We start from the raw sequence: 21,555 nt of genomic DNA, 5'->3' as shown, positions 1-21,555 counted from the left end.
CGTTAACGGCCGCGCCGTAAATCTGTTGCCGTCTCAAGTCGCGTCCCGGGTCGTTGCGTGCGTATCCTGCGTTCCCTCCTCGGCGCCGTCCTCGTCCTCGTCTCGACGGCGACCGTCGCCCTCGTCAGCGCCGATCGGCTCGCCCATCTGGCGCCGGCGCCCGTGGTCCGCGCCGCCCAGGCCGAGCCGTCGGCGACGGGGTCGATCCCGGCTCCGGTCAAGGCCGCGCCCGCGCCGAAGCCGGCCGTGCCCAGCATCCCGAACGGGTTCGACACCGAGCGGCTCCACGCGCTGATGCGCGGCGACCCGATCCTGCCGGGCCGCTGAGCACCGTCACGCCTGTCCCGCCCCGGATCGCATCCCGAGGCGCCGGAGCGCGGCGGCGGCCGCGAAGCAGCCGTCCGGCCGGCCGCCGCTAACGCGCCGTGCGGAACACCTGCAGGTCGAGGTCGCGGACCTTCTTGCGCAGGGTGTTGCGGTTGACGCCGAGCAGTTCCGCCGCGCGGATCTGGTTGCCGCGGGTGGCGGCGAGCGCCGCGCCGATCAGCGGGCCTTCGATCTCCCGCAGGATCCGGTGATACAGCCCGGGGGGTGGCAGGGTGTCCCGATAGCCGGAGAAATAATCCGAGAGGTGGCGCTCCACCGCGCTGGACAGGCTCTCGGATTCCCCGTTGGCCTTGCGGGCTGCGCCGTTGGCGGCCGGGGCCGCGGGCGTCGCCAGCGGAAGGGTGTCGAGCTCGGCCTCGATCACCGGGCCGGTGATCGTCTCCTGCGGGTAGAGGGCGGCGAGCCGGCGGACGAGGTTCTCCAACTCGCGGACGTTGCCCGGCCAGCGGTAGCGCTTGAGACGCTCCATGGCGTCCCCGTCGAGGGTCTTCCGGGTCAGGCCCTCGCGCTCGACCAGCACGAAGAAGTGGCGGACGAGGTCCGGCACGTCCTCGGAGCGCTCGCGCAGGGCCGGCAGCCGCAGGGGCACGACGTTGAGGCGGAAGAACAGGTCCTCGCGGAAGATGCCCTGCTGGATCGAGACCCGCAGGTCCTTGTTGGTGGCCGCGATGATCCGGACGTTGGTGCGGATCGGGACGCGCCCGCCCACGGTCGTGTACTCGCCCTGCTGGAGGACGCGCAGCAGCCGGGTCTGCGCCTCCATGGGCATGTCGCCGATCTCGTCGAGGAACAGCGTCCCGCCCTCGGCCTGCTCGAACCGGCCCGCGGAGCGCTGTAGGGCCCCCGTGAAGGCGCCCTTCTCGTGGCCGAACAGCTCGGATTCGATCAGGTCGCGCGGGATCGCCGCCATGTTGACCGGCACGAACGGGCCGGTGCGGCGGCGGCCGTAATCGTGCAGCGCCCGGGCGACCAGCTCCTTGCCGGTGCCGGACTCGCCGGTGATCATCACGGTGAGGTCGGTCGGCATCAGCCGGGCCAGCGCCCGGTAGATCTCCTGCATGGCGGGCGAGCGCCCGACCAGCGGGATGTCCTCGTTCTCGGGGGGCGCCCCGGCCGGCGCCGCGCCGCGGGGACGCGAGAGCGCTCGGCCCACGATGGCGATCAGCTCCTTCAGGTCGAAGGGCTTGGGCAGGTACTCGTAGGCACCCCGCTCCGAGGCGCGGATCGCCGTCATGAAGGTGTTCTGCGCGCTCATGACGATGATCGGCAGTTCCGGCCGCACGCGCTTGATGCGCGGCAGCAGGTCGAACACGTTCTCGTCGGGCATCACCACGTCGGTGATGACGAGGTCGCCCTCCCCCTGCGCGACCCAGCGCCAGAGGGTGGCGCAATTGCCCGTCGAGCGAACCTCGTAGCCCGCCCGTGACAGCGCTTGGTTGAGCACGGTGCGGATTGCGGCGTCGTCGTCGGCGACGATGATGTGGCCGTTCGGCATGACTCTCTACTCAGACCTCCGACGGGGGGCCGGATTCGGGGATCGACATCACGGATCGACCGCCGATTCGCGCCCGTCCCGGGCACTCGACATCGGCAGAAGGATGCGGAACGCCGTGCGGCGCGGGGCAGGATCGCATTCGACGATCCCACCGTGATCGCCGACGATCTTGGCCACCAATGCAAGACCGAGGCCGGATCCTTGTGCCTTGGTGGTGACGAACGGATCGAACAGGTCCGGCAGCAGGTCGGCCGAGATGCCCGGGCCGTTGTCGCGCACGGCCACCTCGATCGGCAGGCTGACCCGCTCGCGGGAGCCCGGCACCTGCAGGCGCAGGCCGGTGCGGAAGGCGGTCGACAGGGTGATCTCGCCCTCGACCGCGTCCGGGCCGATCGCCTCCGCGGCGTTCTTCACGAGGTTCAGGATCACCTGGATCAGCTGGTCGCGGTTGCCGAGAACCGGCGGCAGCGACGGGTCGTAGGTCTCGATGAAGCGGATATGCCGCGCGAAGCCCGACTGCGCCGAGCGCTTCACCTGATCGAGCACCCCGTGAACGTTGACGGCACCGCGATCCGAGGGGCGCTCGTCGCCGAACAGCTCCATGCGCTCGACGATGCGGACGATCCGGTCGGATTCGTCGCAGATCAGGCGGGTGAGCAGCCGGTCCTCCTCGGCGCCGGTGCTCTCCAGGAGCTGCGCCGCGCCGCGGATGCCGGCGAGCGGGTTCTTGATCTCGTGGGCCAGCATCGCGCCCAGCGCCACCATCGAGCGCGCCGCCCCGCGATGGGTGAGCTGGCGGTTCATCTTGTCGGCGATGGTCCGCTCCTGGAGCATCATCACCACGGCGTCGCCATCGTCGCCGAGCGGCGTCGCGAACACGTCGACGCTGCGCTCCAGGCCGAGGCGGGGCTGGGTCAGCTCGACCCGGTACTCGCTGACGCTGGCGCGCCGCCGCCGGACCTCGGCCACCAGGGCGATGATCGGCGAGGCGAAGGGGATGATGTCGCGCAGCCGCCGGCGCTGCATCAGCCGCGCCGAATAGTCGAAGAAGGCCTCCGCGGCGTGGTTGCAGTGGAGGATCTGCTCGTCGCCGCCGATGGTCAGGACCGGCAGCGGCAGGGCGTTGAGCACGGCCTCGGCGGCGGTGTCGCGCCGGCTGCCGGTCGCCTGCGGGAGGGAATCGTCGCTCACGCGGCCTCCTGGACAGGATCCGCCGAGCCCGCAAAGGCCCGGGCCAGCAGGGCCTGGGCCGTCGCCGGATCGGTGGTGGTGAGCAGCGCCGCGCGCTCGGCCGGGTCCAGCGCCCCTCCGGTCTCGGCATAGGCGGCGAGGTGCTTGCGCGCGTGCCGCACGCCCATGTCCCGGCCGTAGAGCGACAGGAGCCCCGCATAGTGCTCGGCGGCCAGGGAGGCCTGATCGGCCCGTGCCGGTTCCGGCATCGGCCGCCCGGCCAGGGCCGACGCGATGTGCCCGACCAGCCAGGGCCGGCCGGTCGCCGCCCGGCCGATCATCACCCCCGCCGCCCCGGACGCCGCGAGGCAGGCCCGGGCGCTGGCGAGGTCGGTCACGTCGCCGTTGGCGATCACCGGGATCGACACCGCCGCGACCACCGAGCGGATCGCCGCCCAGTCGGCGCGGCCCTTGTAGAATTGCTGCCGGGTCCGCCCGTGGACGGTCACGGCGTTGAGGCCCAGCCGCTCGGCGCGGGCGGCGAGATCGGCGGCGTTGCGGCTCGCGTCGTCCCAGCCGAGGCGCATCTTCACGGTCACCGGGACCGACACCGCGCCCCGCACGGCCGCGAGCAGGCGCTCGGCGTGGTCGAGGTCGCGCATCAGCGCCGAGCCTGACGCGATCCCCGTGACGATCTTGGCCGGGCAGCCCATGTTCACGTCGATCACGTGGGCGCCCCCGGCCTCCGCCAGCCGGGCCGCCTCCGCCATCGGGGCGGCCTCGCAGCCCGCGAGCTGGACCACGTGCAGGTCGACGCCGGAGCCTTCCGCGCGCAGGGTGGCCTCGCAGGAGCCGCGGGTGAATTCCCGCGCCGCCACCATCTCGGAGATGACCGCGTCGGCGCCGCAGCGGCGGGCGATGCGGCGCATGTGCAGGTCGGTGACGCCCGAAAGCGGGGCAAGCAGGCAGAGCGGGGCGGCGTCTGCCGCTCCGGCCTTCGCACCTTCGCGGCGCAGCGCGCTCAAATAATGGTCAGTCGTCATTCTGCACAACAATGAGGCAAGCCCGGCCCGCTGGCAAGCGGGACCGCGCGTTGATTTCGGGCCCTCCCCCGCTTAAACGACAGGCACCCTCTGCGGCAGGCTTCCGGCGGCAGCGCTGGCCCGCGCGCCGGCCGCCCCTCCGCTCCTCAGGCCCTCACGAGTTCGTCGCCCATGTCCGCCACCGGCACGCCAGCCATCGGACCCGTCAGCGCGGGAGCCGGCGTCGCCGCGGTGGTGGTGGCCGCGGGCCGCGGTATCCGCATCGGCGGCGGCACGCCCAAGCAGTACCGCCGGGTCGGCGGACAGGCGGTCCTCACCCGCACCCTGGCGGCCCTCGCCGCGGATGACGGGATCGCGCGCATCCAGCCGGTGATCGCCGCCGACGCGGCGGACTTCTTCCGGAACTGCCTGGACGAACTTCCACCCGCAATCCGCGCGAAGATCACGGCGCCGGTGGCGGGCGGGGCGACCCGCCAGCTCTCCGTGCGCGCCGGGCTCGAAGCCCTGGCGGTCGGGTCGGCGCCCGAGATCGTTCTAGTCCACGACGCGGCGCGCCCCTACGTGGACGCCGCGCTCATCGCCCGGGCGATCGCGGCGGGGCGGGATCACGGCGCGGCCGTACCCGGCGTCCCGGTGACCGACACGGTCAAGCGCGTCGTCGATATCGCGCCCGGCATCGGCCGGGTGCACGAGACGCCGCCCCGGGAGCACCTCCGCGCGGTGCAGACGCCCCAGGCCTTCACCTTCGGTCCGCTGCTCGCCGCCCACCGGGACGCCGCCGCGCAGGGCCTCGACGGCTTCACCGACGACGGCGCGCTCGCCGAATGGGCCGGCCTGCCGGTGGTGGTCTTTGCGGGCGACGTCGCCAACCGCAAGATCACCCAGCCCGCCGACCTGATCGAGGCGGACCGCGCCTTCGCGACCGAGACCACCGAATTGCCAGCGCCGGGAGCCCGCGCCATGACCACCTACGTGACCCGCCTCGGCACCGGCTTCGACGTGCACGCCTTCACCACCGGCGACCATGTCTGGCTGGGCGGCGTGAAGATCCCCGCGGATCGGGGCGTCCTCGCCCATTCCGACGGCGACGTGGCGCTGCACGCCCTGACCGATGCGCTGCTCGGCGCCATCGCGGACGGCGACATCGGCACCCATTTCCCGCCCTCCGACGAGCGCTGGCGCGGGGCGTCCTCGGACCAGTTCCTGGCCCATGCCTGCGGGCTGGTCCGTGCCCGCGGCGGCCGCATCGACCACCTCGACATCACCGTGCTGGCCGAGGCGCCGCGCATCGGGAAGCACCGCGAAGAGATCCGCGCGCGCATCGCCGCCATTGCGGGCGTGCCGCTCTCGGCGGTCTCCATCAAGGCGACGACCACCGAGAAGCTCGGCTTCGTCGGCCGGGCCGAAGGCCTCGCCGCCCAGGCCGCCGCGACCGTGCGGCTGCCCGAGGAGGACGGTCCCGCCCTCGATGCGCAGGCCGAGACCGCGATGCGGCAGGGCTGACGTCGTCGGCGCGCCGGCGGCCCATCGAGCCCGAAGCCTCGGGTGTGGATCGGCGGCGCGACCCTCGGAGGCGCTGCCCTGGGTGGCGTTGCGACGGTCTGCCGTCGGCGGCCGAACGTCAAAGGCGGACTTCGCATCACGGGCTCAGGGACCGTCGTACGCTCCGTCCGTGACCTGTTCCATCCACGTCACCGCCTCGCCGTCCAGGCGCTCCTGGATGGCGATATGTGTCATCGCCGTGGACGCGGTCGCTCCGTGCCAGTGTCGCTCGTTCGGCTCGAACCAGACGACGTCGCCCGGTGCGATCTCCTCGATGGGGCCGCCTTCACGTTGGACCCACCCGCGCCCGAACGTGACGATCAGCGTCTGGCCGAGCGGGTGTGTGTGCCACGCCGGGCGCGCACCCGGCTCGAAGGTCACGCTCGCCATGGCAACCCGGGCCGGATCGGGGGCGCTGTGAAGTGGGTCGATCCGGACCGTGCCGGTGAACCACGCGGACGGTCCCTGACCCGACGGCTGGCTTCCGCTGCGCTTGATGTCCATCGGTCCGATTCTCCTGCGTTCCGGACGTCGCCTAGAGCGACCAGCCTCCATCGACCGAGATCGACGCGCCGGTCACGAACGAACCAAGGTCCGAACACATCCATAGGACGGCGTCCGCGATCTCCTCGGGCTTGCCCAGTCGCCCGACCGGCTCAAGAGCGATGGCTTTCTGGATATCGCCGCCGGTGAAGCGGTCCATCATCGGCGTCTCGATGTTCCCCGGCAGGACGGCGTTCACCCGGATGTTCGACTTCGCATAGTCGAGGGCGGCGGACTTGGTGAGGCCGATGAGCGCGTGCTTGGAGGCGGCATAGCTCGCCCCTCCCGCCACGCCCCTGATGGCCGCACCGGACGCGGTGTTCACCACCACGCCGCTGCCCTGGCGCAGCATCTGAGCGATCTCCTGCTTCATGCACAGGAATGTGCCGCGCAGGTTGACGTCGAGGATCCGGTCCCACTCATCCAGAGCGATCTCGTGGACCGGAGCGGCCTTGTTCTCGATGCCTGCATTGTTGAAGGCGCAGTCGAGGCGGCCGAACTGCGCGACGGTGCTGGCCACCGCTGCTTCCACGTCCGCCGGGACCGACACGTCGCAGCGGATCGCCAGCACCGCGCCGCCGTCCGCTTCGATCTCGGCCCTGAGTTTTTCCAGCGGCGCCTCGGCGCGGTCCGTGATCGCGACCTGAGCCCCCTCCCTCGCGAAGGCGATGGCGGTAGCCCGGCCGATGCCGCTGGCGGCGCCCGTGACGAAAGCGACCTTTCCTGGGAAACGGCGCATGTCCTGATGTCCTCGCTGACCTCGATGAGGGGCCTGACGTAGACATCGCGCAGCGTTCGGGTCAGCCGTGTCCCCTTCAATGAGGCGATGAGCGGAGTTCATCGCCGAATGGCATTGGCCTTACAGGCCAAGCGGTCTCACCTCGCGGATCAGGTCGACGAGGAGCCGCAATCCCGTCGGCAACTGGCGACGTCCGGGATAGTAGAGGTGGAAGCCGGCCCCCGCGACGACCCAGTCTGCCAGCACGATGCGTAGCTCGCCGCGGGCGACTGACGGTCCGACGCAGGGTTCCGGAAGATAGGCAAGCCCGCCGCCCGCCGCCGCCAGGGTCAGGGCGAATTGCGTGTTGTCGAGCGTGACCGCCCCTGGAACGTCGAGCGCGATCGCCTCGCCCTCCCTCTCGAACTCCCATCGGTAGAGGCTGTCGTCGCCGAGGCGGATGCGCAGGCATCGGTGAGCCGCGAGGTCGCGGGGATGATCGGGCGTCCCGTGGCGCTCAAGGTAGGACGGCCGACCGACCACGACCCAGCGCAGATCGGCCGACAGGCGCTGTGCCACCATGTCCTGGGGAACCGTTCCGCCATACCGAATGCCCGCATCGGCTCCGGCGTCCACCACGTCGAGCAGGTCGTTGGACACCCGGACGTCGATCTCGACCCGCGGATGGCGTTCGTGGAAGAGGGGCAGCACAGGGGCGAGCAGCAGCGTGCTCGCATGTTCGAGCACATTGAGGCGGATCCGGCCTGTGGCTTTGGCCGGCTCGCGGTGCTGATTGAGCAGGTCGAGTGCGCAGCCGATCGCTGCGAAAGGCGCATCCAGGGACGCGAGCAGATCTTCCCCTGCCGCGGTAAGGGTGACGCTGCGGCTGGTGCGGTTGACCAGCCGCACCCCGAGGCGCGCCTCCATCGATTTGAGCGCGTGGCTCAACGCGGAGGCGCTGACGCCAAGCTCCAGGCCCGCACGCCGAAAGTTGCGATGGCGCGCGATGGCGAGGAAGGTTCCGAGATCGGCGAGCTCGGTCCGATTGATGCGCATCGAGGCAGTGGAAGGCCGGCGCGCGGGAAAGCAAGTCGTGCCGCATCCCGACTGCGCCGTGTCGAAAGCAGCCCCCGAGGCTGCCGAGCCGTGCGACCGCCGGCCCTAGGCCACCCGCAGCAGCAGCGCGATCGCCGCGATGGCCAAAGCCGCCATCGTTAGCAGGATGCCGCCGCCCCGGCAGGCGAACTGGCGCGGGGAGTTCGGGGGCGCGAACATCCCGATCGGGTGCAGGATCCGGCCGACCAGCAGGGCGATCAGCAGGGCCTGGACCAGAGTGTGGCCGCCGCCGCTCGCCTCCAGAAGGCCGATGACGATGAGCGCCAGGGGCACGTATTCCGCGAAATTGGCGTGCGAGCGGACGCGCTTGAGCATCGTCTCGTCGCCCCCGTCCCCGAACAGCACGTTGCCGGAGACGCGGCTCGCCATCACCCAGCCCGAGAGGCCGAGGTACACGAGGGCGAGCAGCCCGGCAAAGACGGCCGTGGTCGCGGGGAAGATCATGGATGGGTGTCTCCGATGGCGGCCGCCGGTCCTTGAGCCGGGCTCGGCCTTGGGTCACAACACGAGATAGGGCGCGGCCGCCCGACGGGAGCCCGTTCGCGATGATCGAAGACGCAGAGCTTCTCGCGCGGGCCGCGGCGCTGGTGGCGGCCTTCACGGCGGCCCGGCGCACCATCGCCACGGCCGAATCCTGCACGGGCGGGCTCGTGGCGGGCCTGCTGACCGCGGTACCGGGTTCCTCGGCCGTCGTGGAGCGCGGGTTCGTCACCTACTCGAACGAGGCCAAGGCCGAATCCATCGGCGTGCCGATGGATCTCATCCGCCAGCACGGTGCCGTGAGCGCGCCGGTGGCGGGAGCGATGGCCGCGGGCGCGCTCGCCGCATCGCGGGCCTCCGTCGCGGTGGCGATCACCGGCATTGCCGGACCCGGCGGCGGCAGCGCCGAGAAACCGGTCGGACTCGTGCATTTCGGCCTCGCCCAGCGGGAGGGCGGCATCCGCCTTCTGGAGCGTCGCTACGGCGATCTCGGACGCGCGGGCATCCGCTGCGCCGCGGTCGCCGACGCCCTCGGCCTTCTGGAGGAGGCCATTCGCGGCTGACCGCAACCCGGGAGGGACGTCCATGGACAGGGTGACGACGCGCCTTTGCATCGTCGGCGGCGGCCCGGCCGGGATGATGGCCGGACTGCTCTTCGCCCGCGCCGGGATCGACGTGACCGTCCTGGAGAAGCACGCGGATTTCCTGCGCGACTTCCGCGGCGACACGATCCACCCCTCGACCCTCGACCTGATGGACGAGCTGGGCTTCACGGAGCGCTTCCGCGCCCTCCCCCAGCGGCGCGTCGAGACCTTTTCGGGCGTCGTCGACGGACGCAGCTACCGGGTCGCCGATTTCAGCCGGCTGCCGACCCGGAACCGCTTCCTGTCCTTCATGCCGCAATGGGACTTTTTGGATTTTCTGGCCGGCGCGGCGGCCCAGTATTCGGGGTTCCGGCTGCTCCGCCGGACCGAGGCCCGCGATCTCATCGAGGCGGATGGTCGGATCGCGGGCGTGCGGGCCGAGGGGCCGGATAGGCCGGTGGAGATCCGGTCCGATCTCGTGCTCTGTGCGGATGGCCGTCACTCGCGGATGCGCGCGCGCGCGGGCTTTACGCCCCGGGCCTTCGGGGCGCCGATCGACGTGCTGTGGTTCCGCCTGCCGCGCCGGGATGGCGACCCGGAGGCGGCGGCCGGACGGTTCGGTCCGGGGCGGATCCTGATCACCCTCGACCGGGGCGACCTATGGCAATGCGCCTACGTGGTGCCGAAGGGCGGCGACGCGGAGCTCCGCGCGAAGGGCCTGCCGGCCTTCCGCGCGGCGGTGGCGGCGATCGCGCCGTTCCTGGCCGACCGCACCGCGGCCATCGCCGATTGGGACGACGTCAAGCTCCTGACCGTCACCGTCGACCGGCTCGACCGCTGGTACCGACCCGGGCTGCTCTGTATCGGCGATGCCGCGCACGCGATGTCGCCCGTGGGCGGCGTCGGGATCAACCTGGCGATCCAGGATGCGGTGGCGGCGGCCAACCTCCTGGTCGAGCCCCTGCGGGCCGGCCGGCTCTCGGAGGCCGATCTCGCCCGGGTCCAGGCCCGGCGGATGTTCCCGGTCCGGGCGACCCAGGCGCTCCAGCGGATGATCCAGTCCCGGGTGATCGCCGCGTCCCTCGCGGCCGATGCGCCGTTCCGGGCGCCCCTGGCGCTGCGCCTCCTCGATGCCCTGCCGCGACTGCAGGTCCTGCCGGCGCGGATGATCGGCATGGGCGTGCGGCCCGAGCACGTGCGTGCGCCGCTGCGCGCCTGACGCCCCTTCCCCGAACGCGGCGGAGCCATCCAGGGCCGGCCCTGCGGGCTTCGCAGCGCGTTGACGGTGCGGCCTATGCTCCGGCGCCGTACATCCGGTTGGCGCGCCCCTCGAAGGCGTCGGTGAACTTGCGGAAGGCCCGGTCGAACATCGTGCCCATGAGGAGCCCCAGGGTGCGGCTCTTGAACTCGTAGGTGATGAAGAAGTCGACGTTGCACCCCCCGTTCGGCGCATCCTTGAAAAGCCAGCGGTTTTCCAGATGCCGGAACGGACCGTCGATATACTCGGCCACGATCTTGAGGTTCGCGGGATCGAGGGTGACCCGGGTGGTGAATCGCTCGCGGATCGCCTTGTAGCCCACGCCCATCTCGGCGATCAGCACTTGGCCGCCGTCGGGCATGTCCTGGCGGCGGATGATCCGCAGGGATTCGCAGAGCGGCAGGAACTCGGGATAGCGCTCCACGTCGGCGACGAGGTCGTACATCTGCTGCGGCGTGTGCTTCACCGCGCGGGTGACCCGGAAGGACGGCATGGTGTTGGGATTTCCTCAGGCCGAGAGCGCGGGCGACAGTTTCGCGAGGCGGGCCGCCTGAAGGCGCGAAAAGTCCTCGCCGGCGTGGTGCGACGAGCGGGTGAGCGGTGTGGCCGAGACCAGCAGGAAGCCCTTGGCGTAAGCGGTGGTCTCGTAGGCCTTGAATTCGTCGGGCGGCACGAAGCGCACGACCTCGTGGTGCTTCTTCGACGGCTGTAGATACTGGCCGATGGTCAGGAAGTCGACGTCGGCCGAGCGCAGGTCGTCCATCAGCTGGAGCACCTCGTTCCGCTCCTCGCCGAGCCCGACCATGATGCCGGACTTGGTGAAGATCGTCGGGTCGAGCTCCTTCACCCGCTGGAGCAGGCGCACCGAGTGGAAGTAGCGGGCGCCGGGCCGCACCGTCAGGTACTTGGCCGGGACCGTCTCGAGGTTGTGGTTGAACACGTCGGGCTTGGCGGCGACGACGACCTCCAGAGCCCCGTCCTTGCGCAGGAAGTCGGGGGTCAGGATCTCGACGGTCGTGCCGGGGCTCGCCCGGCGGATCGCCGCGATGGTGCGGGCGAAGTGCTCGGCGCCGCCGTCCTTCAGGTCGTCCCGGTCCACCGAGGTGATCACCACGTGGTGCAGGCCGAGCTTCGCCACCGAATCGGCGATCTTCTCGGGCTCCGCGGCGTCGAGGGCGTCGGGCAGCCCGGTGCGGACGTTGCAGAAGGCGCAGGCCCGCGTGCAGGTGTCGCCCATGATCATGAAGGTGGCGTGCCGCTTCTCCCAGCACTCGCCGATATTGGGGCAGCCGGCCTCCTCGCAGACCGTGACGAGGCCGTGCTCGCGCACGATCTTCTGCGTCTCGGTCCAGGCCTTGGAGCCGGGCGCCTTCACGCGGATCCAGTCCGGCTTCTTGGCCTGGACGGGCTGGTCGGGCCGGTGCGCCTTCTCGGGATGGCGCAGGCGCGCGGTGCGCGGATCGTTCTTCAGGATGTCGAGGACGACGGCCATGGGTCGGGGGCTGCCACACCGCGGGGAGGCGCCAGTGGGCGCGGTCGGGATCGCCCTGACTTAAGGCCCAAGGCGTCGCGCCGCAAACCGCCGCGACGCCGGGCCGCCCCGCGGCGGTTGAGGGTGCGGGATTTCCGTCAGATCCCGAGCAGGCGTACGAACAGCCCGGCCAGCACGGCCCCGACCACGGGGCCGGCCACGGGAATCAGCGCGTAGCCCCAGTCGGAGGAGCCCTTGCCGGCGATGGGCAGGACCGCGTGGGCGATGCGCGGCCCGAGGTCGCGGGCCGGGTTGATGGCGTAGCCGGTGGTGCCGCCGAGCGACAGGCCGATGCCCCAGACCAGCATGCCGACCATGTAGGGTGCGACGCCCCGCGGGATCGCCCCCGCGGAACCTAGCGTGGTGGTCACGAGGGCGGAGATCGTCAGGATCAGGAAGAAGGTCGCGATGATCTCGGAGAGCCAGTTGGCCTTGGCGTCGCGGATCGCCGGACCGGTGCAGAAGCAGGCGAGCTTGAGGCCGGTATCCTGGGTCGCGCCCCAATGCGGCAGATAGTGGAGCCAGACGATCACGGCGCCCACGAAGGCGCCGAGCATCTGGGCGGGAATGTAGGTGGCAAGCTTGCTGAAATCGCCGGAACTGACGGCGCCCGCCACCGTGACCGCGGGGTTGATGTGGGCGTCGGCGCTGCCGGTGGCGTTGGCCACGAACACCCCGGCGAGGACCGCGAAGGCCCAGCCTGCCGTGATGGCGATCCAGCCGGCATTCTCGCCCTTGGAGTGCTTGAGCAGGGCGCCCGCGACCACGCCGTCGCCGAGCACGATCAAGGTCATCGTACCCAGGAATTCGCCCAGGAATGGTGATGTCATAGTCTTGTCTCCCCCGTTCGCTGCTTTTTTGTAAGAGTTAAAAGCTTGTGCGAGCGTGTGGCCGCCGAAGGCGGTCACCGAATGTCCGACCGTTTCCGGTCTTCACCCACATCCTGAGATTCGGGCGCGGAGCGGCCGCCTGGAAAGAGCCTCCAGCCGGCCGCGCGATCTGTGGAGGCCTCCTTCGAGGCGGCTGCGCCCCACCTCAGGATGAGGTCGCGGCGGGCGGGATCGGATCACGACGGACCCCGAGCCCGCGCACGGGCCCGAGAGCCGTTCGTCAATCCTCGTCGGTCTTCCAGTCGAAGGAGCGCTGCACCGCCCGGCCCCAGGCCGCGGCGATCTTCTCGCGCTGGCCGGCATCCATCTTCGGCGTCCAGCGCTTGTCGACGCCCCAGTTGCGCTTGAGATCGTCGAGCCCCTTCCAGTAGCCGACCGCGAGGCCCGCCGCGTAGGCGGCGCCGAGCGCGGTGGTCTCGGCCACCTTCGGGCGCACCACCGGCACGTCGAGCAGGTCGGACTGGAACTGCATGAGCGTGTTGTTGGCGACCATGCCGCCATCGGCCCGCAGCTCCTTCACCGGGATGCCGGAATCCTTGGCCATGGCCTGCAGCACCTCGCGGGTCTGGAAGGCGGTCGCCTCCAGCACCGAGCGGGCGATGTGGCCCCGGTTGACGTAGCGGGTGAGCCCGATGATCAGGCCGCGGGCACCCTCGTTCCAGTGCGGGGCGTAGAGCCCCGAGAAGGCCGGCACGAAGTAGACGCCGCCGTTGTCCTCGACCGTCGTGGCGAGCGTCTCGACCTCGGCGGAATCCTTGATCATGTGCAGGTTGTCGCGCAGCCACTGCACCAGGGCACCCGTGATGGCGATCGAGCCTTCGAGGGCGTAGGCCGGCTTCTGCCCGTCGAGGCGGTAGGCCAGCGTGGTGACGAGGCCGGCCTTCGACGGGACCGGCTCGGTGCCGGTGTTCATCAGCGCGAAGCAGCCGGTGCCGTAGGTGTTCTTGGCCTCGCCCGGCGCGAAGCAGGTCTGGCCGAACAGCGCCGCCTGCTGGTCGCCCAGGATGCCGGCGATCGGCACGCCGGCGAAGGGCGCCTTGGTCTCCCCGTAGACCTCGCTCGACGAGACGATCTTTGGCAGCATCGCCCGCGGGATGCCGAAGGTCTCAAGCATGCCGTCGTCCCATTCGAGGGTCTTGAGCGACATGAGCTGCGTGCGGCTGGCATTGGTCACGTCGGTGACGTGAAGGCCGCCCGCCGTCCCGCCGGTCAGGTTCCAGACGAGCCAGGTGTCGATGTTGCCGAACAGCACGTCGCCGGCTTCGGCCTTCTCCCGGGCCCCCGCGACGTGGTCGAGGAGCCAGCGGAGTTTAAGTCCGGAGAAATAGCTCGCCAGCGGCAGGCCGGTGAGATCCCGGAACCGGTCGCGGCCGCCGTCGCGGGCAAACTCGCCCACCAGCCGGTCGTTGCGGGTGTCCTGCCAGACCAGGGCATTGTGTAGGGGCTTGCCGGTCGTCCGGTCCCAGATCAGCGTGGTCTCGCGCTGGTTGGTGATGCCCACGGCCGCCAGATCGGAGGGCTGGAGCCCGCCTTTCTCAAGCGCCTCGCGCATCACCGCCTGCGTCTTGGTCCAGATCTCGCCGGCGTCATGCTCGACATGGCCCGGCGCCGGGTAGATCTGCGCATGCTCGGCCTGGGCCAGCGCGATCACGCTGCCCTCGCGGTCGAACACGATGAAGCGGCTGCTCGTGGTGCCCTGGTCGATGGCCCCGACGTAACGGCTCATCGTTCCCTCCCCTGTGATGCCCGACCGGTCTGGCGCCGGATCGGGGCCGAAAAGATCAGGCTGCCTCGGCCTTGCGGTCGAGGTAGGCGGTCAGGCGCGCCGCGCTGTCCGCGCTGGTGCGCAGGCCGAGCTTGGAGCGCCGCCAGAGGATGTCCTCGGCGGTCACGGCCCATTCCTCGGTGCGCAGGTAATCGACCTCGGCCGCCGTGAGCCCGCCGTCGAAGACCTCGCCGAGATCGGCCATGGATTGCGCGGTCCCGACGATGTCCCGGGCCCGGGTGCCGTAGGCGCGGGCGAGGCGCCGGGCGGTCTCGTCGGGCAGGAACGGCTTCTCGGCCCTCAGCTTGGCGAGGAACTGGTCGAAATCGGCATCCTTCATGGCGCCCCCGGGCAGGACCGCGTCGCCGGTCCAGGCCTTCTTGAGCGCCGGGAAGTACGGCTTCAGCTTCTCCAGCGCGTGCTCGGCGAGCCGCCGGTAGGTGGTGATCTTGCCGCCGAAGACCGAGAGTACCGCCGCCCGTCCGCCCTGGTCCTCGACGTCGAGGACGTAGTCGCGGGTCACCGCCGAGGCGTTCTCGGCCGCGTCGTCGTAGAGCGGGCGCACGCCCGAATAGCTCCAGACCACATCGGCCGGGGTGATCTTGGTGTCGAAGGAGCGGTTGATGCAGCCGCACAGGTAGTCGGTCTCTTCCGGCGAGATCGAGACCGGGCCGGGCTCGCCCTCGTAGGGGACGTCGGTGGTGCCGATCAGCGTGAAGTCCCGTTCGTAGGGAATCGCGAAGATGATGCGCTTGTCGGGCTGCTGCAGGATGTAGGCCTGATCGCCCGCGAACAGGCGCTTGACCACGATGTGGCTGCCCTTGATCAGGCGGACCGCCGCGCGGCTGTTGATGCCCAGCGTGCCGCCGAGCGTCTCGCTGACCCAGGGGCCGGCGGCATTCACCACCGCCCTGGCCCGGACGGTGCGCTCGGTCCCGCCGCGCTCGTCGCGCAGCGTCGCGACCCAGCCGTCGCCCTCGCGCCGGGCCGAGACGACGCCGGTGCGGGTCAGCACCGTGGCGCCGCGCTCGCGGGCATCCATGGCGTTGAGCACGACGAGGCGGCTGTCCTCGACCCAGCAGTCGGAATAGACGAAGCCGCGCTTGAGGCGCTTCTGCAGCGGCGCGCCGTAATCGGAGCTGCGCAGGTCGACGCCGTGGGAGCCCGGCAGCGTCCGCAGCCGCGCCAGATGATCGTAGAGGAACAGGCCGAGCCGCAGCATCCAGGCCGGGCGCAGGCCCTCGTCGTGGGGCAGCACGAAGCGCAGCGGCCAGATCACGTGCGGCGCGAGCCGCAGCAGCCGTTCGCGCTCCGCCAGCGCCTCCCGGACGAGACGGAACTCGTAATATTCGAGGTAGCGCAGGCCGCCATGGATCAGCTTCGTCGAGGAGGACGACGTGAATCCCGCGAGATCCCCGCGCTCGGCCAGCAGGACCGACAGGCCCCGGCCGGCTGCGTCCCGGGCGATGCCGGTGCCGTTGATGCCGCCGCCGACGATCAGGAGATCGTAGGCGTCGGACGGCTCGCGCTGGCGCGTTGCTGCCGCCATGGTTCCTCCAAGGCCGCCCTGATGGCGGGTTGGCATAATATTGACACGGCCCTGTGTTTTCGCAAGCGAAAAAATGGATGTTCGTTACGGTTCGTCCGCGCTGTCGGCCACCGCGAGGGTGACGCCCTGGCGCTCCATGAGCGCGACCACCTCGGCCGGCGGCATCCGGTCCGTGAAGAAGGTGTCCACCTGCTCCAGGCGCCCGACCTGAACCATCGGCCGACGACCGAACTTGGTGTGGTCGGCGACCAGGAAGGTCTTGCGGGCATGGGCCAGGATGGTCTGCGTCGCCCGGACTTCCTCGTAATCGTAGTCGAGGAGCGCCCCGTCGGCGTCGATGCCGCTGATGCCGATCACCGCCACGTCGACGCGGAACTGGCTGAGCGTGTCGCAGGTGAGCTGGCCCAGCACGGCGCCGTCGCGGTTGCGCACGGTCCCGCCGGCCACGACGATGCGGAACTCGGTGGCCTCGGCCAAGGAGATCGCGACGTTGAGGTTGTTGGTGATGATGCTGAGATCGTCGTGCCGGGTCAGCTCCCGGGCGACGGCCTCCGGGGTCGTGCCGATGTTGATGAAGACCGAGCAATGCGACGGGATGCGGCTCGCCGCGAGGCGGCCGATCCGGCTCTTCTCCGGCAGCAGGGTGACGCGGCGGTCGGCGTAGTCGATGTTCTCGACGCTAGACGGCAGGCCGCCGCCGCCGCGGTAGCGCTCCAGGCGGCCCTCGGCGCTCAATTCGTTGAGGTCGCGGCGGATCGTCTGGACGGTGACGCCGAATTGCGTCGCCAGGGCCTCGATGGTGACGAAGCCGCGCTGCCGCACCGCCGTGACGATGGCGCTGCGTCGCCCCTCGACGCCGGTCGCCTCGACCCTGTCGTCGGATCTCCGGTCGAGCGGTCGTGACATCGATACTCCCTCGCGTTGCCTCCGGCCGCCGCACCGCTGTATCGGTGTTCGGCCGATGTTCGTTTGCGAACATTTTTCGTTGTCGAAGGCCGCCGCGCAAGCTTGGACCGCCTGCGGCCGGCCCGCAACCGCCGGCGGTCCGAACTATGATTCAAGGGGGCGCGGACGCCCGGCCCGCCGGCGAGCGGGCACAAAAAAGGCCTGCCGCGCATGCGACAGGCCAAGCCACCCGGGCGGTGCCGTCTCCGGCACGCCCTGGGGCCCTTCGATCACATGTTGTGGCGCATCCGGCGGTGATGCTTCATCATCTTCTTGTGCTTCATGCGCTTGCGCATCATCGGACGCTGGGCCGGAGCGGCGCCCTGCTCCATCGCGGCGGCCTCGCCGGCGCGCTCCATGCCGCCGCGCGGGCCACCGGCCTGCGCGCCAGAGGCGTTGTAGGGCGAGTTACCCTGGGCGTAGGCGGAGCCCGCGAGGAGCGTCAGCGACGCGGCGGCCAACAGAAGTTTCCTCATCATCAATCCCTGGCGTAGACCGGCGCAGGCAAAGCGTCGCACCTCGTCAGGCGCGTTGCCGCTGCGTCGGAAAATAAGCGGCCCAGACGAGACTTGGTTCCGCAGTCCCCGCCCTTGCAGCGCACAATTGCCGGGAGCGTTAACTCGGCCTATGTCGCGTCCCGTCCCGGCCCGGCCGCGACCGAGCACGAGGGGAGCGGGTGGCGGTGGCCAGCAGCGGTTCGGCCTATCTCCTGCTGGATGTCGCCGGCACGGCCTGCGCCCTGCCCCGCAGCGCGGTCGCCGAGATCCTGCCGCTCCCGGATCTCCACACGCCCCCCGCGGCCGGAGGCTGGCTCCTCGGCTTCCTCAATCTCGGCGGCGCGCCGATTCCGGTGATCGATCTGGCGACCCTGCTGGGCCTGCGCCCGGCGGTCGCGGCGCCCGGCCTCTACGCCCACCTCGCGCTGATGCAGGGCGAGGCCGTCGCCTATCTCGTCGATCGCGTGGCGGATCTCATGACCGTCCCGGACTCCGCGATCCGGCAGGCCGAGGAGGCCGATACCCTCAACGGCTGCGTCGCCGCCGAGCTGGTCCTCGGCGAGCGCCTCGTCCACGCGCTGGCGCCGGAGCGTCTCCTGACCGCGCAGGAACGCATCCGCGTCGACGCCCTGACGCGGGCCGCCGCCGAACGTCTCGCCGCGCTGCCGCACTCCGTCTGACCGCGCGATGGCCCGTCCGGGTAGTCCCCGTCCCGATCTGGGTGCCGATCCCGCCTACGCGCCCCTCAAGGCGCGGATCATCGCGCGCACCGGCCATCATTACTACATCGACAAGGACGAGTTGCTGATCGAGCGGCTGCACCGCCGCTTCCGCGCCGCGGCCGTGGCCGACTGCGCCGCTTACGCGGGTCTCCTGTCTGACGGCGCGTCGGGAGAGGCGGAATGGGCCCGGCTCGAGGCCGAGATCACCGTCGGCGAGACGTTCTTCTTCCGCTACGCCGAGCAGTTCCAGGCGCTGCGCGAGACGATCCTGCCGGCGCTGATCGCCGCCCGGGCCTCCGAACGCGTCCTGCGCATCTGGAGTGCGGGCTGCTCCACGGGGGCCGAGCCCTATTCCCTGGCGATCCTGGTGCACGAACTGCTCGGCGATGCCCTGCCCGACTGGCGGGTCGCGATCCTCGGAACCGACATCAGCACCGAGGCGCTGGCCACCGCCCGCGCCGCCGAGTACGGCCGATGGGCCCTGCGGACGATGCCGCTGGAGGACCGGCTGCGCTACTTCACCCGTCTGCCGGCCGCTCCGGGCATCCGGCGCGAGGGCGGCTACGCCCTGCGGCCGGAATTCCGCGGACCGGTCCGGTTCGAGCGGGGCAACCTGCTCACCCTTGCCGCCCCCGTCCCGTCGCAGGGCGAGCCTTTCGACCTGATCCTCTGCCGGAACGTGCTGATCTACTTCGAGGCCCGGACGGTGGCCGCCGTGGTGCGCGGTCTGGGCCGCAGGCTGCGGCCGGACGGGTGGTTGCTGCTCGGCCACGCCGAGCCGAGTCCCGCCTTCGCGAGCTTCCTCGACGCCGTCAGCCTGCCCGGCACCGTGGCCTACCGCCCTCGCCCCGAGGCGCCGCCGCTCGCCCTGGCCGCCGTGCCGGCGGCGAATCCGCCCCGTCCGGCGCCACAGGGGGCGGAGCCGTGCGGCCAGAAGCCCAGCCGGATCCCGACCCCGTCCGCCGCGGCCGTCGACGCGGCCGTCGACGCTGCTGCCGATCCCGCCCCGAACCCGGCTGCCGATGCCGCAGCCGGGACGATCTCCGCCGAGACGATCTCCGCCGAGACGGGGCCCCCGGACGCTTGGTCGGCCGAGGAGGAGGCGGGAGGGCTCGACCGCATCCGCACGCTCGCCGATGCCGGGGAGACCGGCGCGGCCTGGCGGGCCCTGCGGACCGCGCTGGATCGAGATCCGACCGACACGGCCTTGCGCTTCTACGAGGGGCTGCTGGCCCATACCCTCGGGCGCGACGCCGAGGCCGAGCGGGCGCTTCGGGCCGCGCTCTACCTCGACCGGGGCTTCGTGATGGCGCACTATCACCTCGGCCTGCTGCTGATCGCGCTGCAGCGCCCGCACGAGGCCGTTCGCGCCCTCGACAATGCCGTCGCCTTGAGTCAAGCCCTCGGCCCGGACACGGCGCTGCCCGAAGGCGACGGCGCTTCCGCCGGCGAGATCGCGGCCAGTGCGGCCGCGGCCCGCGCCGCGCTCGGCGTCACCGACAGCAGGAGGTCCTGATGGGGGCACGCCCGAGTGCGCAGGAGGCCCGGCCGCGGACGCGGCCGGAGCGGGATCTGCGCGCCGAGCGCGCGGTCGCCCTCGCCCGCCGCGGTGCGGTCGCGGCGGCCGCCGGCCTGGACATCGACCAGCTCGTCTGCGCCTGCGGCAGCGAGCGTTATGGCCTGCCCCTGGCAGCCGTCGCGCAGGTCCTCCCGTCACGCCCCTGCACGCCGATGCCCGGCGCGGTGCCGGCGCTGGACGGCCTCATCGCACTGTCCGGGCGGATCGTCGGGGTCCTCAGCCTCGCCCGGGCTCTCGGCCGGCCCGACGCGGCATCGGATGCGGGGTCGGAGGGTCATCTGATCGTGCTGCGCGGGCCCCATCCGCAGCCCCTCGCCCTCGCGGTGGACCGCGTGCTCGGCATCGCCCGGGTCGCCGCCTCCGGCGAGGCCGCCGTCGATCCCGACGGCTTGGGCAACGAGGCCGCTTCGGTCTATGCGCCGGGCTCCGCCTCCGGAGCGGTCGGCGACGGCCGCCCCGACTTCGTCGTCATCGACCTCCCCCGTCTCCTGCGCCGCGCCCTGCCCTGAAACGGGCCGCCTGCCCCAACCGGAGCCCTCCCCGCCCGTGTCGCTCTCGATCGGAAAACGCATCCTTCTCGGCTTCTTCGCCATCACCGCCGTGGTGGTGGCGCTCGGGCTCTACGCCCTTGAGCAGATCGGAGCGGTGCGCGACACGACCGACGCGATCGTCCGGCGGGACATGACGGTCCTGCGCCAGCTCGACGATCTCGGGAACGAGGCGCGCGATCTCGGTCTCCTGCGCCGCACCGCCGTGATCGGGATGCTGATGCAGGCTCAGGGCCGCCCGGCCCAGACCGGCGAGACCCTCACGGCCTGGCGCCAGACCGCGGCCCAGGTGGAGAACCGGCTCGCCACGACGATCCAGCTCGCCGGCGAGTACCGGGCGCAGGGCATTTCCGCCGAGCGCATCGCGGCCTGGGACCGCATCGCCGCCGCGGCGAACACGGTCCAGGGCTTCTTCCGCGAGGTCAAGGCCCAGGGCGAAGCGCAGTTCGCCGCCATCGCCCAGCAGGATGTCGCGGCGGTCGAGGCCCGCAACGCGGAGATCAGCCGCCTGCAGGCGCCCTTCCTCGACGGGATCAAGAACCTCCGGTCGCAACTCGACGGCAGCATGGCCCTGGGCCAGCGCGCCGCGCAGGCGGTCTACGAGCGCTCGCGCCTCTCGATCTACCTGACCCTGGCCGCCTCGGTGCTGCTGGCGCTCCTGATCACGTGGCTGATCAGCCGTGCGGTGGTGCGCCCCCTGGAGTCGGTCATGGCCTTTGTCGCCCGCGTCGGCGAGGGCGACCTGTCCGGCCAGCTGATCGCGGGCGGCCGCGACGAGATCGGTCAGCTCTCAGCGCGTCTCAACACGATGGTTGCGGGTCTGTCGGATCTGGCGCGGACCAACCGGGCGGCGACGGCGGATCTGAACGCGGCGGCGGCGGAGATCCGCGCCTCGGCGCAGGAGCAGGCGGCCTCGGTGGAGCAGCAATTCGCGGCGGTGCAGGAGACGGCGGCGACGGTCGACGAGATCACCCATTCGGGCGCGCAGATCAGCAAGCGGGCCACCGAGGTGATCGCCACCGCCCAGGCGACCGCGCAGACCTCCCGCCAAGGCCTGCGCGCCGTCTCCGACACCGCCAAGGCCATGGAGGCGATCCGCGAGCAGGCGGAGGCGGTGGCCGGCAACATCGTCAGCCTGTCGGAGAAGACCCAGACGATCGGCGACATCATCGAGACGGTCAACGACATCTCGG

General features: G+C 71.3%; 22 protein-coding genes. 8 read left to right on the top strand and 14 right to left on the bottom strand.

Annotation, left to right across the window (positions count from 1 at the left end):
* Window positions 1-57 precede the first annotated feature (57 nt).
* Complete coding sequence (locus tag BM396_RS24310; RefSeq protein ID WP_043384437.1) at window positions 58-327, top strand: hypothetical protein; 270 nt, start codon at window positions 58-60, stop codon at window positions 325-327.
* An 88-nt stretch (window positions 328-415) separates the two neighbouring features.
* On the opposite strand, the gene ntrC is transcribed toward BM396_RS24310, so the two are convergent.
* Genes ntrC through dusB form a run of 3 tightly spaced genes read right to left on the bottom strand, consistent with a single transcriptional unit; the run spans window position 416 to window position 4,095 of the window.
* Entirely contained in the window at window positions 416-1,882 is a 1,467-nt protein-coding gene (gene ntrC, locus BM396_RS24305) for a nitrogen regulation protein NR(I) (protein WP_043384440.1), read from the bottom strand.
* Window positions 1,883-1,930: 48 nt separating this feature from the next.
* A complete protein-coding gene (locus BM396_RS24300; RefSeq protein WP_043384443.1) occupies window positions 1,931-3,073 on the bottom strand; it encodes a two-component system sensor histidine kinase NtrB in 1,143 nt (380 codons plus the stop codon).
* Window positions 3,070-4,095, bottom strand: coding sequence for a tRNA dihydrouridine synthase DusB (gene dusB, locus BM396_RS24295; protein ID WP_043384445.1), 1,026 nt, complete (start codon window positions 4,093-4,095; stop codon window positions 3,070-3,072). The genes BM396_RS24300 and dusB overlap by 4 nt, the downstream gene beginning before the upstream one ends.
* 171 nt (window positions 4,096-4,266) lie before the next feature.
* Here dusB and BM396_RS24290 point away from each other — a divergent pair, with 171 nt between their 5' ends.
* Entirely contained in the window at window positions 4,267-5,598 is a 1,332-nt protein-coding gene (locus BM396_RS24290; protein WP_043384448.1) for a bifunctional 2-C-methyl-D-erythritol 4-phosphate cytidylyltransferase/2-C-methyl-D-erythritol 2,4-cyclodiphosphate synthase, read from the top strand.
* 144 nt (window positions 5,599-5,742) lie between these two features.
* Here the strand turns inward: BM396_RS24290 and BM396_RS24285 are convergent, their stop codons facing one another.
* The 4 genes from BM396_RS24285 to BM396_RS24270 all read right to left on the bottom strand — a co-directional run bounded on the left by BM396_RS24285 (window position 5,743) and on the right by BM396_RS24270 (window position 8,458).
* Window positions 5,743-6,141: a (R)-mandelonitrile lyase gene (locus tag BM396_RS24285; RefSeq protein WP_043384451.1), complete on the bottom strand. Its 399-nt coding sequence runs from the start codon at window positions 6,139-6,141 to the stop codon at window positions 5,743-5,745.
* 31 nt (window positions 6,142-6,172) lie between these two features.
* Window positions 6,173-6,919: an SDR family NAD(P)-dependent oxidoreductase gene (locus BM396_RS24280; protein ID WP_043349397.1), complete on the bottom strand. Its 747-nt coding sequence runs from the start codon at window positions 6,917-6,919 to the stop codon at window positions 6,173-6,175.
* Between the two features lie 120 nt (window positions 6,920-7,039).
* Complete coding sequence (locus tag BM396_RS24275; RefSeq protein WP_043384454.1) at window positions 7,040-7,954, bottom strand: LysR family transcriptional regulator; 915 nt, start codon at window positions 7,952-7,954, stop codon at window positions 7,040-7,042.
* A gap of 105 nt (window positions 7,955-8,059) precedes the next feature.
* Complete coding sequence (locus tag BM396_RS24270; RefSeq protein ID WP_043384457.1) at window positions 8,060-8,458, bottom strand: MAPEG family protein; 399 nt, start codon at window positions 8,456-8,458, stop codon at window positions 8,060-8,062.
* Between the two features lie 101 nt (window positions 8,459-8,559).
* Between BM396_RS24270 and BM396_RS24265 the strand changes: the two genes are divergently transcribed.
* Window positions 8,560-9,057 carry a CinA family protein gene (locus BM396_RS24265; RefSeq protein ID WP_043384461.1) on the top strand — a complete coding sequence of 166 codons (498 nt, stop codon included), beginning with the start codon at window positions 8,560-8,562 and terminating at the stop codon, window positions 9,055-9,057.
* 22 nt (window positions 9,058-9,079) lie between these two features.
* Complete coding sequence (locus BM396_RS24260; protein ID WP_043384465.1) at window positions 9,080-10,297, top strand: FAD-dependent oxidoreductase; 1,218 nt, start codon at window positions 9,080-9,082, stop codon at window positions 10,295-10,297.
* Window positions 10,298-10,370: 73 nt separating this feature from the next.
* Here BM396_RS24260 and BM396_RS24255 read toward each other — a convergent pair whose 3' ends face one another.
* The 7 genes from BM396_RS24255 to BM396_RS24225 form a co-directional block, all read right to left on the bottom strand.
* Window positions 10,371-10,829 (bottom strand): type II toxin-antitoxin system RatA family toxin, encoded by a 459-nt coding sequence (locus BM396_RS24255; RefSeq protein ID WP_043352527.1) that lies wholly within the window; start codon window positions 10,827-10,829, stop codon window positions 10,371-10,373.
* A 15-nt stretch (window positions 10,830-10,844) separates the two neighbouring features.
* Window positions 10,845-11,828, bottom strand: a complete 984-nt coding sequence (gene lipA, locus BM396_RS24250; protein ID WP_043352529.1) for a lipoyl synthase — start codon at window positions 11,826-11,828, stop codon at window positions 10,845-10,847.
* Between the two features lie 137 nt (window positions 11,829-11,965).
* Window positions 11,966-12,697 carry an MIP/aquaporin family protein gene (locus BM396_RS24245; RefSeq protein ID WP_043352530.1) on the bottom strand — a complete coding sequence of 244 codons (732 nt, stop codon included), beginning with the start codon at window positions 12,695-12,697 and terminating at the stop codon, window positions 11,966-11,968.
* A 280-nt stretch (window positions 12,698-12,977) separates the two neighbouring features.
* A complete protein-coding gene (glpK, locus tag BM396_RS24240) occupies window positions 12,978-14,483 on the bottom strand; it encodes a glycerol kinase GlpK (protein ID WP_043384468.1) in 1,506 nt (501 codons plus the stop codon).
* Between the two features lie 55 nt (window positions 14,484-14,538).
* On the bottom strand, window positions 14,539-16,071 hold the full coding sequence (gene glpD, locus BM396_RS24235) for a glycerol-3-phosphate dehydrogenase (RefSeq protein ID WP_043384471.1): 1,533 nt from the start codon (window positions 16,069-16,071) through the stop codon (window positions 14,539-14,541).
* An 84-nt stretch (window positions 16,072-16,155) separates the two neighbouring features.
* Window positions 16,156-16,977 carry a DeoR/GlpR family DNA-binding transcription regulator gene (locus BM396_RS24230; protein ID WP_043352536.1) on the bottom strand — a complete coding sequence of 274 codons (822 nt, stop codon included), beginning with the start codon at window positions 16,975-16,977 and terminating at the stop codon, window positions 16,156-16,158.
* A gap of 269 nt (window positions 16,978-17,246) precedes the next feature.
* Window positions 17,247-17,492, bottom strand: a complete 246-nt coding sequence (locus BM396_RS24225; RefSeq protein WP_051044842.1) for a hypothetical protein — start codon at window positions 17,490-17,492, stop codon at window positions 17,247-17,249.
* A gap of 206 nt (window positions 17,493-17,698) precedes the next feature.
* Between BM396_RS24225 and BM396_RS24220 the strand changes: the two genes are divergently transcribed.
* From BM396_RS24220 to BM396_RS24205, 4 genes are all read left to right on the top strand, one after another.
* A complete protein-coding gene (locus BM396_RS24220; RefSeq protein WP_043384509.1) occupies window positions 17,699-18,193 on the top strand; it encodes a chemotaxis protein CheW in 495 nt (164 codons plus the stop codon).
* 7 nt (window positions 18,194-18,200) lie between these two features.
* A complete protein-coding gene (locus BM396_RS24215) occupies window positions 18,201-19,751 on the top strand; it encodes a CheR family methyltransferase (RefSeq protein WP_043384474.1) in 1,551 nt (516 codons plus the stop codon).
* On the top strand, window positions 19,751-20,323 hold the full coding sequence (locus BM396_RS24210; protein ID WP_043352543.1) for a chemotaxis protein CheW: 573 nt from the start codon (window positions 19,751-19,753) through the stop codon (window positions 20,321-20,323). The genes BM396_RS24215 and BM396_RS24210 overlap by 1 nt, the downstream gene beginning before the upstream one ends.
* Before the next feature lie 37 nt (window positions 20,324-20,360).
* Window positions 20,361-21,555 (top strand): methyl-accepting chemotaxis protein (locus BM396_RS24205; RefSeq protein ID WP_091994985.1); only part of this gene is annotated, 1,195 nt, incomplete at its 3' end.

This window comes from Methylobacterium sp. UNCCL125 (assembly GCF_900116795.1).
GTDB lineage: Bacteria > Pseudomonadota > Alphaproteobacteria > Rhizobiales > Beijerinckiaceae > Methylobacterium > Methylobacterium fujisawaense.
The sequence above is the reverse complement of the archived record's forward strand: the minus strand, read 5'-3'. Positions and strand labels throughout refer to the sequence as shown.